This window comes from Lawsonibacter asaccharolyticus, assembly GCF_022453915.1.
Classification (GTDB): domain Bacteria; phylum Bacillota; class Clostridia; order Oscillospirales; family Oscillospiraceae; genus Lawsonibacter; species Lawsonibacter asaccharolyticus.
Window position 1 is genome coordinate 2,154,913 of sequence record NZ_CP091870.1, and the last position, 13,998, is coordinate 2,168,910.

Annotated in this window: 8 protein-coding genes; 5 read left to right on the forward strand and 3 right to left on the reverse strand. The window is 61.8% G+C overall.

Annotation, left to right across the window (positions count from 1 at the left end):
* Nucleotides 1-230: 230 nt before the first annotated feature.
* From L9O85_RS10310 to L9O85_RS10320, 3 genes are all read right to left on the reverse strand, one after another.
* Nucleotides 231-2,219 (reverse strand): stalk domain-containing protein, encoded by a 1,989-nt coding sequence (locus L9O85_RS10310; RefSeq protein WP_276757209.1) that lies wholly within the window; start codon nucleotides 2,217-2,219, stop codon nucleotides 231-233.
* 266 nt (nucleotides 2,220-2,485) lie between these two features.
* Nucleotides 2,486-4,993 carry a stalk domain-containing protein gene (locus tag L9O85_RS10315; protein ID WP_430688792.1) on the reverse strand — a complete coding sequence of 836 codons (2,508 nt, stop codon included), beginning with the start codon at nucleotides 4,991-4,993 and terminating at the stop codon, nucleotides 2,486-2,488.
* Nucleotides 4,994-5,282: 289 nt separating this feature from the next.
* Nucleotides 5,283-7,463 carry a stalk domain-containing protein gene (locus L9O85_RS10320; protein WP_301578563.1) on the reverse strand — a complete coding sequence of 727 codons (2,181 nt, stop codon included), beginning with the start codon at nucleotides 7,461-7,463 and terminating at the stop codon, nucleotides 5,283-5,285.
* A gap of 362 nt (nucleotides 7,464-7,825) precedes the next feature.
* Between L9O85_RS10320 and L9O85_RS10325 the strand changes: the two genes are divergently transcribed.
* From L9O85_RS10325 to cysS, 5 genes are all read left to right on the forward strand, one after another.
* Nucleotides 7,826-9,112 carry an adenylosuccinate synthase gene (locus L9O85_RS10325; protein WP_050623854.1) on the forward strand — a complete coding sequence of 429 codons (1,287 nt, stop codon included), beginning with the start codon at nucleotides 7,826-7,828 and terminating at the stop codon, nucleotides 9,110-9,112.
* Nucleotides 9,113-9,225: 113 nt separating this feature from the next.
* The gene (locus L9O85_RS10330; RefSeq protein WP_301578564.1) at nucleotides 9,226-10,395 is read left to right on the forward strand and encodes a CobW family GTP-binding protein; all 1,170 of its coding nucleotides are present in this window, start codon (nucleotides 9,226-9,228) and stop codon (nucleotides 10,393-10,395) included.
* Between the two features lie 11 nt (nucleotides 10,396-10,406).
* The gene (locus tag L9O85_RS10335) at nucleotides 10,407-11,354 is read left to right on the forward strand and encodes a TIGR03943 family putative permease subunit (RefSeq protein ID WP_301578565.1); all 948 of its coding nucleotides are present in this window, start codon (nucleotides 10,407-10,409) and stop codon (nucleotides 11,352-11,354) included.
* Nucleotides 11,355-11,825: 471 nt separating this feature from the next.
* Nucleotides 11,826-12,479 carry a serine O-acetyltransferase EpsC gene (gene epsC / locus L9O85_RS10340; protein ID WP_050625436.1) on the forward strand — a complete coding sequence of 218 codons (654 nt, stop codon included), beginning with the start codon at nucleotides 11,826-11,828 and terminating at the stop codon, nucleotides 12,477-12,479.
* A 61-nt stretch (nucleotides 12,480-12,540) separates the two neighbouring features.
* Nucleotides 12,541-13,989, forward strand: coding sequence for a cysteine--tRNA ligase (gene cysS, locus L9O85_RS10345; RefSeq protein ID WP_301578566.1), 1,449 nt, complete (start codon nucleotides 12,541-12,543; stop codon nucleotides 13,987-13,989).
* Nucleotides 13,990-13,998: the final 9 nt, after the last annotated feature.

Sequence of the window (13,998 nt, forward strand, 5' to 3'; positions counted from 1 at the left end):
CGCTAAGGAGACGCTCCGCAGAGCAAGAGAGAAAGCAAATAGATCTTACACTCCTCTGGTCAAAGCCCACTCACTGAGATACAGGAGTGATTGTTCACGCCCCACTCGGCGAACTTGTAGTCCTTGTAGAAGGAGACCCGCAGATCGTCAGCCATTCATTTCTCAGAGTAGCCGGCGGGTATAGCGCTGCCGTAGAGTCCCCACGGACTTCAGTGCATAGGTGGGATCGGTCATGTTGTTTCCAGCGCCCACTCCTGGAAGTTTTCCCCATACACGGTGTATGCATGACCCTCCTTAGTACCGGAGCGGCTGGCTCCCCGGGCCTCAACGGTGTAAGTTCCGCCCGGCATCACCTTACTGTCATACACCAGCTGCCCATTCTCATCAATATGACAGTCAGAGCCGTAATAGATCTCACCGTCTCCAAAGTACCAATAATTGATCCGGGTGGTGGAGTGGTCGCTCTCGCCCCAGTAGTAGAACAGTTCAGAGGGGAAGCAGGTGAGACGCAGGTTCTCCGCGATCCACTGGTCGCTGTACCCAGCCTCTTTGAACGCCTTGATCTGTTCCTCCACATAATCAATATTGTTGAAGTCCTGCTCCGCGTCAAAGATCCATGCCCGCAGACCGGTCTTTGCCACCGCCAGGCGGTCCTCGTAGGTCCAGAGCCCCTGCCCGCCATACAGGCCGTTGTTGCACAGGAACACGCCGATCTCGAAGTCATATACCGATTTATCCAGGGTCTTGGTACGGGGACGGTCACCCCAGTCGGCCGCATCCTGTCCGGCGGAGTAGGGCTGTCCGGCCAGTGCCTGGATGATGGTGCTGGCCGCCATGGTGCTGCGGGAATTGCCATGGATGATAATGCGGTCCCGGTCGATGTTGTAGTGCTCCAGGAGATACTTGATCACATTCACATCGTCCAGGAGATAGTCATAGTCCTCGCCGTTGCCGCCCATGATCGAGCGGTCATGGATCCCCACCACAATGGCGCCCTTTCCGATCCAGGAGGTGGTGGCCGCATCATACATGATGTTGGTACCAAAATTATTGGTGCCGTCTTCCAGGATCCAGAAGGAGGTACCATTGCCCGAGATGGTGACCACCAGAGGGACTTCCTCATCACCGGTGTAATCCTCCGGGACATAGAGGTAGCCGCGGACATACTGGTCCGGGACCACATCCTTGGCGTTCTTTGCAGTGGATTCCACCTGAATGCCCAGCTCCTCAAAGGTCTGGAAGCCGCCTTCGCCAAAATTGGCGTCAATGGTCCGCTTCCACAGACCGCCGGCGTTATACTGACCCTTTTCATTGGCCAGGCAGGCGGAAGCGCTCTCTGCCTCGCCGGTGTGGCGCAGCCTCAGCTCCAGGCAGGGCCGGGCCTGGTAGCCCATTCCGGTGGTGTTGGCCCTATACTCTGCGGTGTCCTCCTTACCGTAGTAAATGACACCATTTACATCACGGTACCAAGCCCCGGTACAGTAAATGCCAAAGGCGTTGCGTTCCCGGGAGCCCTCCTTCTGATCTCCGGTATAGATCATCTTATTATTGGAAGTGGCTCCAGTGTTTTCCGCAATACTCAGGGTCACAGTCTGTCCCTGAACGGACACACCCGCGATCTCGATCCGCCCAAAGTCCGGGGACAGGGTCCCCCGATCCTCCAGGATGTAGGATTGCGCTGTCACACCGCTCACATCCACTCCTGGACGGTAGGTGATCTCCACCGAAACCAGTCCTTGACCATAAAAGGTCATATCCGTATAAGCCTGAATACTGCTGATGTCTGCCACAGTCAGGCCGGCACTGCCGGTCAGAGAGACCGTCCTGCTGGCTCCGTCCCAAGCCACCTGGATCCCCAAAAACCGGGCCAGATATACCAAGGGGACATAACCCACGCTGCCGGACAGGTCGGCAGCGGTATCCATAGTCATGCCGCCGGCCTGCTTCTCCCCATCCCGGAAGGTCAGGCTGGCCTCCCCCTTTACAAAGGTGACCTCCCCCTCCTTCTGCTGATAGGTCAGCCCCAGCTGGGGGCCGATGGTCACCGGCACCTGGGTCCGGTTCTGTCCGTCGATATACGCCGGGGCTGTCAGCTCCATGGCCGTCCCGTTTAGTTCAATGGACACAGGGCTGCCCACTGCCTGTACGGTCAGCCCCAACGACAGGATCATTGCCAGGGTCAGTACCAGAGCCAGGATGCGTTTTGTCACTGCTCGCACAATCGATAACCTCCTCTTTTCCTTTCCATGGCATTTCCGGGTCTCTCCTTATCCGCTCTGTTTGTGCCGCGCCTCCCTTGTAAGATCTCCCAAAAAATGCCCCTTGGATATGTCCAGTTTAATAACCAGTCTCCAAACCGTCAATCTCCATTTTTTTGACCTGTCCCCACTTTTTGTAGTCTCTGCCGCTTTTCATCTGTATGCCGGGCTTCCGGGACAAAATTTGGGGCGGAGCCTTTGGCTCCGCCCCGGAGGTCATCTGCCGGTCACTGGATCACGACCGCGTCGTCCTGTTCAAACCCGGAGGCACTGTAATAGCGGGTCACCGTGCCGTCGGCGGCGGTCTCCACGCTGTAATGCTCCAGGAAGTCCCACATCAGCGGCCGGAAACCGGGGATGCAGTTGTGGGCCTCGTACAGAGAGAAGATGTAGGTCATCACGGGGATGTCATCCTCATTGTACCACTTCCAGGTACGGTAGCGGGCGTTGTTGCTCTCCCAATCGCTCAGGCTGCCCTGGGCATCATCGTGGCCGCCGTTGAGGGCGTTTCCGCCGCTGTACACGATCACATCGCTCAGGCTGTCCTCGCCCAGGCCGTTGGCATCGGTGAAATAGGCGATCCAGTCGTTCATGTTGTGATTGGTCGCGCCCTTCAGGTTCTTGGCCGCGTCCCAGTAGATGTCGGCGCCCGCGGCGGCAGCCTCAGTGGAGCGCACCAGCACGCTGGTGTCGTCCTCGGGATAACTGGTGTCGGCCGTATAGCCGGGGATGCCCCGGTCGGCGTAGTTTCCTTCGCCCACCACCAGTCCGGCGGGGATGGCGTCGCCGCCGGAGAGACGGCTGGGCCCGCCGGCATTGCTGGAGATCACCGCGGCCAGCTGGGAGGCCCGGTTCTCCGCCAGCGCGATGGTGGCCACAGAGCCCATGGACTGGCCGGTGGTATAGATCCGGCCCATATCGAAGCGGCCGTCGTTCTTCAAATACTGGACCACCTTGTCGAAGATGGGCAGGTCATAGTCGGAGGATGTACCCTGGTTGTGGTTGGTACGGGTAGGCAGCGCCAGGGCAAAGCCCTCCGCCGCGGCGGTCTGCCACCAGGCAGTGGAATCCATGAACAGGTGCCCGGTCTGAGAGCCGCCGTGCCATACCACCACCACGGGGATGTCCTTCGTCCCCGCTGTCTCCGGCACATAGAGCAGCACGTCTGTCACATAGCCGTCGTCCAGGGTCAGGGCCTGGATGGTGATCTCAGCCTCCACCTCGTTCCCGTTCAGATCCGGGCCGCTGACGGTCCCCACCGCCCGCTTGTCCCGGGAGGAGAAGCGCTCCACCTGGATGTCGGTATAATCCAGCCGGTAGGTCAGGCCGTTGCCGTAGGAGATGGAGTTGTCATACCGGGTGTAGTCGGTCATCTCGTCCCGCAGAGCACGGGTGAAGTCATAAGAGACCGTGTCTGCGGCGGTCTCCAGATCCACCACCTTGGAGATCCGGCCCGCATACTCGGTGGCCCAGGTGTCCTCCTTCTGGCTGTACACCTGCCCGCTCACCGGAACGCTTCCCAGTGCTGTCACGCTGGCGTCTGCGCTGTCCGCCCGGTTGACCTGCTTCCAGTAGGTCAGGCTGTCGTCGGACTCCGCGTTGACCAGCCAGGTGGGAAGGGGCATATCACCCTTGGTCAGAAGGCCTGCTTCGCTCCCCTTGTCCGGGTTCAGGATCTGATCCAGCCGGTCCGCCATCTGATACAGGATCTTCTGGTTGCCGTTCTCATCCACCCGCTCGTTGATGCCGTCGCCGTCCCGGTCCCGGATATCCCCGTCGGTCATGTGCTTCCATCCGTAGGACTCCTCTCCGGCCGCCCGGAGGTTCTCCAGGCCATAGGTCGTCCCGTTGAGATAGGCCTGGCTGATGATCAGATGGGGGTTCTCCGCAGCCCAGGCCTCCAGGGGGGCTGCGCCGGCTCCATAGCCCACCAGATAGAACTCACCGAAGGTGGTGAAATAGGCGCCATTGCCGGAGTGATATGCCTTGGCGGCGGCAATATAGTCCTTCTCCTGCTCCACATCTCCCCACATATAGGTGGTCTGATCAGGCAGCAGGACGAACAGACACTCGCCGGTCTCATCCGCCACCTGCTTCCAGCCGCTGTCCACCAGGAACTGGTCCGCGTTCACCCCGTCGGGCACGGCGATAAAGTGGTAATAGGGGCGGATCACCGCTGTGTCGGGGATGTAGTAGCGCACCTCACGGCCGGCAAACTCACCGGTGAGGGATGCCTTGAAGTACCCGGTCAGAGGCAGCTGGTTGCTCTCGCTGTAATCGTGGGCCGGGGCCTCGATCTCCGCCAGGTCCCGGGCCTGGAAGCCCTCCACCGGCGTGGTCAGGGCCGCTGTCCGGGTCCCGCTGTTCCAAATCAGCTGGAAGTCGAAAGCCCGGGCCAGGTAGACCAGGGGCACATAGCCTACGCTGCCGGACAGATCGGCGGCGGTGTCCATGGTCATGCTGCCGGCCTGCTTCTCCCCATCCCGGAAGGTCAGGCTGGCCTCCCCCTTTACAAAGGTGACCTCACCCTCCTTCTGCTGGTAGGTCAGCCCCAGCTGGGGGCCGATGGTCACCGGCACCTGGGTCCTGCCGTTCCCGTCCACATAGGCAGGAGCGGTCAGCTCCAGGGCCCGTCCGTCCAAAGTGACGGTCACAGAGCCCTTTGCCTGGACCGTCAGGCACAGCGACAGCACCATGGCCAGCGTCAGCGCCAAAGATAAGATCCGTTTTGTCATCGCTCTCACGTTGGATGCCCTCCTCTTGTTTCATTTCTCCGGCGCCCCTTCCGCTCCTCTCTCCACTTTCTCTGCTGAGCCACCCCCTTTGTCCTATTTCTCAAAAAGGAGCGCCATGTATCACCTATCTTATTCAGATGTGAACAAAGCGTCAATCCACACTTTTTTGGAACATCTTCAATTCTTCTCCGCCGCGGGGCTTCCTCCTTTTCCCAGTCCTCTCAAAGGCAAAGAGGGAGGGCGCGGCGGATGCCGCGCCCTCCCGGTCGCTTCTGTTCTCTTGTCTGACTCAGCCGACGGCCTGTCCCCGGTAGGCGCGCACGCCTGTCTCAGTGTCCAGGGTGATCTGGCTGAACCACTCGTCCCACAGCAGCTGGTTCTCTGCCGGCAGGTTCACATGGTCCTTGCCGGTGACCCAGGCGTAGCGGAACAGAGGGATGCCGTCCTCATTCTCCCAGACGGAGTTGTTGTAGCGGCCCTCCACATAGGTCTCAGTGGCCCCGGTCTTACGGACCTCGACCACGTTGGAGGCGTCCGCCAGCCCGTTGCGGACCAGCCACATGTCCACCGCCTGGGTGGTCATGGTGTCGTCCTGGTTCAGGTCATAGCTCCACATGTCGTACTGGGCCATGGTCATGAACATGGGCACGGTCTGGGATCCCGTCTCCTCCCTGGCCATCAGGGGGCCAGAGGTGGCGCCCATGGCGGCGAAGCGGTGGGAGACCTCGGCACTGCCCAGGTAGTGGGTCATCATGCAGCCCATGGAGTGGCCGGTGCAGTAGATGCGGCCCTGATCCACCTGGGGATAGACTGCGATCAGCTGGTCCAGCAGGTCCTCGGCATACACCACGTCGGTGTAGCGCAGCTCAGGGTCCTCCACCTGCCACAGCGCGCGGTAGGCGGTGGGGTTGGCCTCGCCGCCGCCCAGGGTGGGGGGCACCGGCACCAGGGTGGACTCGGGGAACACCAGCATGATGCCCTCCTCATCGGCGATATTGTACCACAAGGTATTCTCAAAGAAATTGCGCATAGAGGTGGAGGCTCCGTGATAGGCGATGACCACGGGCAGCTGCTCGCCGCTGCCGCGGTAAGCCTCAGGGATATAGACCAGATACTGCCGGTCGATGCCCTGGGAGTCGGTGAAGCTTCGGAACTCCACTCCCATCTCCTCATAGTCCACCTTCCAGGAGATAGCGTTGGACAGCACACCGCCGCCGTAGCGGTAGAACTGGCCCATGAAGTCCCAGATCATGTCGGTGGTGGCAGGCAGGGCGTAGTCATAGTTCCCCTCTTCGGTGACCACGGCGGCCGCCAGGATCTCGCCGCCTTCAGGAGCAAAGCGCTCCACGGCGTTCTTGTCGTTGGCTGCGGCCTGCCAGTAGTCCGCCACAGCCTTTGCCTGCTCCGTCATGGTGCTTTCCACGATCTTGACGGGCACCGGCACCTCCTTGCGGGTGACGCCGTAGGTCTTGGTATCGGTATCAAAGGACACATCCCCGTTGGACGCCATGTAGCCGGCGTCAATGAGGCTGGCATCCAGGAACACCGCTCCGGCGATATTCAGGGGATTCTCCATGGCGTACTTCTGCAGGCAGGTACCCATGGCACCGTAGCCCACCAGGTACATGCTGGGACCGGGCTGGAGCCACTTGCCCGCCTTGGCGGCGCTGATGCCGGCATTGATGTATGCCTGCTCCTCCTCCAGAGTTCCCCAGGGAGTGCCCTGGGCGGGTTCCAGCACGAACAGGCAAAAACCCTCCTCGTCCGCCTTGTCCATCCAGCCGCTGGTCTCCATGAAGCTCACGGCGTTCAGGCCCTCAGGGACGTTCATCACCACGAACATGGCGCCCTGGGGCGTGCCCTGGGGCACATAGAGCTTGGCGGTGCGGGCGGCATCGCCCACCTGGATGTCCATTTCCAGCACGCCCTGCCACAGCATGGGCACCACGTTGTCCTTGGTCTGATACTGGGCTGCCTGCTGGGCCATCAGGCTCTCCAGCTCTGAATACACCAGCTGGGGCAGCTTGGTCACAGCGGTCTCCTCCTCCGCGGCCGTGCTGGTGACCGCCGCAGTGCGGGTGACGCCGTTCCAGGCCACCTGGAAGCCGAAGAACTGGGCCAGATAGGTCAGGGGCACATAGCCCACCTCGCCGGACAGGTCGGCGGCGGTGTCCATGATCACGCCGCCCGCCTCCTTGGCCCCGTCCTGGAAGGTCAGGCTGGCCTCTCCTTTGGTGAAGGTGACGCTCCCGTCACCAGTCTGGACCGTCAGCCCCAGCTGGGGGCCGATGCTGGCGGGGACCTGGGTCCGGTCCTGCCCGTCGATATAGGCGGGGACCTCCAGCTCCAGCGCCGTCCCATCCAGGGTCACCGTCACCTGGGGGCCGGCGGCCTGGGCCGCCAGACACAGGGACAGCGCCATGGCCAGGGTCAGCACCAGCGCCAGCGCGCGTCTTGTCATTGCTCTCATACTCTGCTACCTCCCTATTTCTCCCGGACCGCATGTGCAGTCCGGGGTGTCTGAGCGCCTGTCCCGGGGAAAATTTCTTCCACTCCGCGCCGGCTCACCGCAGAGCTTTGTCCATTCCGACCAAAAAAGGCGCTTTTTTTATTTTAATGTTTTTTTACCATTCTGTCAATGTTCTCCCGCCCTATCGTCTCCGCAGACTCATGGGCTCCATTTCTGCCGTTGTTCGGAAAAATACATGGGAAAAACAGCTTTTTCCCTTGCATCCCTCTTTTAGAGGAAGTATAATAAGAATGCTGTCATGTTGGCCGGATAAGGCAAATCCGCTGTGCGGTTGCGAATCCCGGTCCACGGAGGTAACAGATATGGTAAAAGCGATCGTAGGCGCCAACTGGGGCGACGAGGGCAAGGGCAAGATCACGGACATGCTGGCAGAGCAGTCCGACGTGGTCATCCGCTTTCAGGGCGGGGCCAACGCGGGCCATACCATCATCAACGACTATGGCCGGTTCGCCCTGCACATCCTCCCCTCCGGCACCTTCTATCCCCATGTGACCAACATCATCGGCAACGGCGTGGCACTGGATATCCAGAAGCTGGTGGACGAGCTGGGCTCCATCACCAGCCAGGGCGTCCCCGCCCCCAACCTGATCGTCTCGGAGCGGGCCCAGATCCTGATGCCCTACCACCGTCTCCAGGACAGCTACGAGGAGGAGCGCCTGGGCGGCAAGGCCTTTGGCTCCACCAAGAGCGGCATCGCCCCCTTCTACTCGGACAAATACGCCAAGATCGGCATCCAGGTCTGCGACCTGTTCCACGAGGACCGGCTGCGGGAGCGCCTGACCGCCGCCGTCTCCCTGAAAAATGTGCTGTTCGAGCACCTGTACCACAAGCCCTCCCTGGACGTGGACGAGCTGTACCAGCAGCTGATGGAGCTGCGGGAGCAGATCCGCCCCTATGTGGGGGACGCCGTCACCTTTGTTCACGACGCCCTGCGGGCGGGCAAGACCGTCCTGCTGGAGGGCCAGCTGGGCTCTATGAAGGACCCTGACCTGGGTATCTTCCCCCTGACCACCTCCTCCCACACCCTGGCCGGCTTCGGCTGCGTGGGGGCCGCCGTCCCCCCCACCGCTGTGGAGGACGTGATCTGCGTCACCAAGGCGTACTCCTCCTCTGTGGGCTCCAACACCGAGCCCTTCGTCAGCGAGGTGCTGGGCGAGGCGGGAGATGAGCTGCGCCGCCGCGGCGGTGACAAGGGCGAGTTCGGCGCCACCACCGGCCGTCCCCGCCGGGTAGGCTGGTTCGACACTGTGGCCACCAAGTACGGCTGCATGGTCCAGGGGGCCACCCAGGTGGCTCTGACCTGCCTGGACGTACTGGGCTATCTGGATGAGATCCCGGTGTGCACCGGCTATGAGATCGACGGGACAGTCACCGACCGCTTCCCCACCACCCCGGAGCTGATGCGGGCCAGGCCCGTGTTCACCACGCTCCCCGGCTGGAAGTGCGACATCCGGGGCTGCACCGACTACCAGGCCCTGCCTCAGCAGGCAAAGGCCTATGTGGACTTCCTGGAGTCCAGGATCGGCTATCCCATCACCCTGGTCTCCACCGGACCCAAGCGCAACGAGATCACCGTTCGGCAGAAGTAATTTCCCGGACTGCTATGCGCCGGATACCAGGCTCTGGTATCCGGCGCTCCCCCTTCCCCCTCTGTCCATCCGGCGGCCCTGCCGCCTTGTTTGAAGAAAGGATCTGTGTCACCATGACCAAAATCGACATTATCTCCGGGTTTTTGGGTGCCGGCAAGACCACGCTCATCAAGAAGCTCCTCTCCGAGTCCTTCCATGGCGAGAAAGTGGTCCTGATCGAGAACGAGTTCGGTGAGATCGGCATCGACGGCGGCTTTCTGAAGGATGCCGGCGTCCAGATCACGGAGATGAATTCCGGCTGCATCTGCTGCTCCCTGGTAGGGGATTTCGGCACCGCCCTCAAGGAGGTGCTGGACACCTATTCGCCCGACCGCATCATCATCGAGCCCTCCGGCGTGGGCAAGCTGTCCGATGTCATCGCCGCCGTGGAGCGGGTGCGGGACGGCGGTGCCCCCCTGGAACTGCACAGCTTTGTCACCGTGGTGGACGCGGTGAAGTGCAAGATCTATATGAAGAACTTTGGCGAGTTCTTCAACAACCAGGTGGAGCACGCCTCCGCTATCCTCCTCAGCCGGACCCAGAACATGGACCAGGCCAAGCTGGCCGCCGACGTAGCCATGCTGCGTCCCCACAACGCCAAGGCGGCTATCCTCACCACTCCCTGGGACCAGCTCACCGGCGCCCAGATCGTCTCTGCCATGGAGGGGGGCCACGACTTGGCCCGCGAGCTGATGGAGGAGATCGGACACCACCACGACCACGGGGAGGACGAGCCCTGCTCCTGCGGCCATGACCACCACCATGACCACGAGCATAAGCATGAGCATGAGCACGAGCACCACCACGACCATGACCACGGGGACTCCTGCTCCTGCGGCCATCACCACACCCAGGAGGAGCTGGACGCCATCCACGCTGAGCTGGGATGCGAGGGGGCCTGCGGCTCCTGCGACCTGTGCGACAGCTGCATCCACTCCACCTTCCACCACCATCACCATGCCGACGAGGTGTTCACCAGCTGGGGCCGGGAGACTCCTCGGAAGTACAGCCGGGAGGAACTCCAGGACATTCTTTCCGTCCTGGCCATGACGGAGGATTACGGCACCATCCTCCGCTCCAAGGGCATGGTCCCCGATCAGGACAGCGAGGGCTGGCTCCACTTCGACCTGGTCCCCGGCGAGTTCCAGATCCGGGAGGGCAGCGCCGACTACACCGGCCGCCTGTGCGTCATCGGCGCGGGCCTGGACGAGGCCAGGCTGGAAAAGCTGTTCCTGCTGGCGTGAGGTGAGGCTGCATGAAAGATCCCCGTATCCCGCTGTACCTCATCACCGGCTTTCTGGACAGCGGCAAGACCACTCTGCTCACCGACACCCTGAATATGGATTATTTTGCCGATGGGCAGCGCACCGTCCTGCTGATGTGTGAGGACGGCGAGACGGAGTATGATCCGGAGCAGCTGACCAGGCGGAACACCCGCCTGGTCCCTGTCCAGGACCAGGCCCAGCTGAACACCAGCTTTCTCCAGGAGATCGACCGCCGCTATCAGCCGGAGCGGGTGCTCCTGGAGTACAACGGCATGTGGCCCATCCAGATCCTCCGGGACCTGAAGCTGCCCAAGACCTGGGGGCTCTACCAGGCCATCGACGTCATCGACGGCTCCACCTTCGAGATGTACCGCTCCAACATGCAGTCCATGGTCATCGACATGGTCACCGAGGCCGATATGGTCCTCTTCAACCGCTGCACGCCGGACATGCCCCTGTCCGGCTGGAAGCGCTCCATCCGGGCGGTAAACCGCATGTGCGAGATCGTCTTTGAGGACGAGAAGGGGGAGGAGCTGGAGGTGGAGGACATCCTCCCCTACTCCCTGGAGGCGGACACCATCGTCCTGGAGGACGAGGACTACGGCATCTGGTACTTGGACATCCAGGAGCACCCAGAGCGCTACACCGGCAAGACCGTGGTCTTTCGGGCCCAGGCCATGACCAGCATGAAGCTGCCCAAGGGCACCTTCATCCCCGGCCGCAACGCCATGACCTGCTGCGCCGAGGACATCCGCTTCTTCGGCTTCCTGTGCAAGTATGACCGGTCCCGCTCCCTGAAGAAGGGGGAATGGGTCATGGTGGCCGCCCGCATCCAGTGGGAGGAGTCCCCCGTCTATCAGGGGGAGGGCGTGGTCCTCTACGCCCAGCGGGTGGAGCGGGCCGACCGCCCGGACGATCCCCTGGTCTATTTCCGATGACCCTTTTCCCGGCGCCCCGGCGGGGCGTCGGGAAAATTTTTGAAAAGCCCTCCCTCCTCCTTGACACCCCTTCCTTCAGATGATAATATAATAAATCGTAAGCGCTGTGAACGGAAAAGTAGCATCCTCCACCGGTCGACAGAGAGGGAACGCCACCGACTGAGAGCGGTCCCAGTCCGCGGGATGTGAAGTGCGTCCGGGAGCGCGGCGGGTAATGCTGCCCGGTCTGGCCCCGATACCGGCCTTTGAGTGAAAAATGAGAGTGGAACCGCGAGCGATCGCCTCTTATGCCTGTGGGCATGAGGGGCGCTTTTGTTTGTGTCCAAGCTGCGAAAAGGAGGCGTTCCCCTTGCATCTTCCCTTTCCCCGGCTCCGGCACAGCCGCCGGAGCGCACCGCGATGTCCCGGGCGCTGTTCTTCCCGCCCACAATAAATGGGGAGACGGAATGGATCTCCCCCAAGGAGGACATCATGTTTCAGTCACTGAGTGAATTGCTGGGCGCCTATCAGAAGCGCGACCCGGCCGCCCGCAGCAAGCTGGAGATCTTTCTCCTCTACCCCGGCGTCCACGCCGTCATCTTCCACCGCGTCTCCCACTGGCTCTACTGTCACCACCTTCCCTTCCTGGCCCGCCTGAACTCCCAGCTGGCCCGCCACATCACCGGCATTGAGATCCACCCCGGCGCCAAGATCGGCCGCCGCCTGGTCATTGACCACGGGATGGGCATCGTCATCGGCGAGACCGCCGAGATCGGCGACGACTGCCTGATCTATCATGGCGTCACCCTGGGCGGCACCGGCAAGGACCACGGCAAGCGCCATCCCACCATCGGAAACAACGTGCTCATCAGCTGCGGAGCCAAGGTGCTGGGGCCCTTCCGGGTGGGTGACAACGCCCGGATCGCGTCCAACGCCGTGGTGCTCAGCGAGGTGCCGGAGGACGCCACTGCCGTGGGCATCCCCGCCCAGATCGTCCGCATCGCCGGACGGGTCACCCACTACGCCGATGACGTAGACCAGACCAGCGTGGAGAATCCCACCCTGGAACGGCTGGAAGCCCTGTCTCAGCGTGTGGAATTCCTGGAGAAGCTGCTGGATGACCAGTTCCTGAAGGAACGGGCATAGTTCTCTCACGATCCCGGGCGGCCCAGGCCGCCCTCACCGAAGAAAATGGAGGTTTTTTATCATGCTGTTATATAATTCCGCCACCCACAAGAAGGAGGAGTTCCAGACCCACACCCCCGGCCACGTGGAGATGTACACCTGCGGACCCACGGTGTACCACTTCGCCCACATCGGCAACCTGCGCTCCTACATCATGGAGGACGTGCTGGAAAAATTCCTGCGCTGGTCCGGCTATGACGTGAACCGGGTGATGAACATCACTGACGTTGGCCACCTCAGCTCCGACGCTGACACCGGCGAGGACAAGATGCTCAAGGGCGCCCGCCGGGAGCACAAGACCGTGATGGAGATCGCCCAGTATTACACCGACGCCTTCTTTGAGGACTGCCGAAAGCTGAACATCAAGCGCCCTGACACGGTGCAGCCCGCCACCGGCTGCATCGACGAGTATATCCAGATCATCACCCGCCTGCTGGAGAAGGGCTACGCCTATCAGGCCGGGGGCAATGTGTACTTCGATTCCTCCAAGCTGGAGCGCTACTACGTGTTCAACGACCACGATGAGGAGGATCTGGCGGTGGGCGTCCGGGATGGCGTGGAGGAGGACACCAACAAGCGCAATAAAAATGACTTCGTCCTCTGGTTCACCAAGTCCAAATTCGAGGATCAGGCCCTGAAGTGGGACTCCCCCTGGGGCGTGGGCTACCCCGGCTGGCACATCGAGTGTTCCGGCATCTCCATGAAGTACAACGGGGAGTATCTGGACCTGCACTGCGGCGGCATCGACAACGCCTTCCCCCACCACACCAATGAGATCGCCCAGTCCGAGTCCTATCTGGGCCACCCTTGGTGCCGCCAGTGGTTCCATGTCCACCACCTGAACACCAATTCCGGCAAGATGTCCAAGTCCTCCGGCGAATTCCTCACTGTCTCCCTGCTGGAGGAGAAGGGCTATGATCCCCTGGTTTACCGGTTCTTCTGCCTCCAGAGCCACTACCGCAAGGGGCTGGTGTTCTCCTGGGAGAACCTGGACAACGCCAGGGCCGCCTTTGACAAGCTCATCGCCCGCATCGCCGCCCTGGACCCCCAGGACGGATCTGTGGACGAAGCCGTTCTGGCGGAGTATAAAGAGAAATTTCTCCAGCAGATGGGCAACGACCTGAACACCTCCATGGCCGTCACCCTGCTGTACGACGCCCTGAAAGCCAAGGCCAGCGGAGCCACCCGGCTGGCCATCCTGGACAGCTTCGACCAGGTGCTCTCCCTGTCCCTGCTGGACAAGGCGGCTGCGGTGCGGGAGGAGCAGGCCAAGGTAAAGGCCGCCCAGGCCCAGGCGGGCTACACCGTCACCGGCGAGGGGGCCCCCGAGATCGACGCTCTGGTGAAGGCCCGGGGCGAGGCCAAGAAGGCCAAGGACTTTGCCGAGGCAGACCGCATCCGTGACGAGCTGAAGGCCCGGGGCATCGAAGTCACTGACGTGCCCGGCGGAGCGGTGTGGAAGCGGATCTGATCCGGCCCA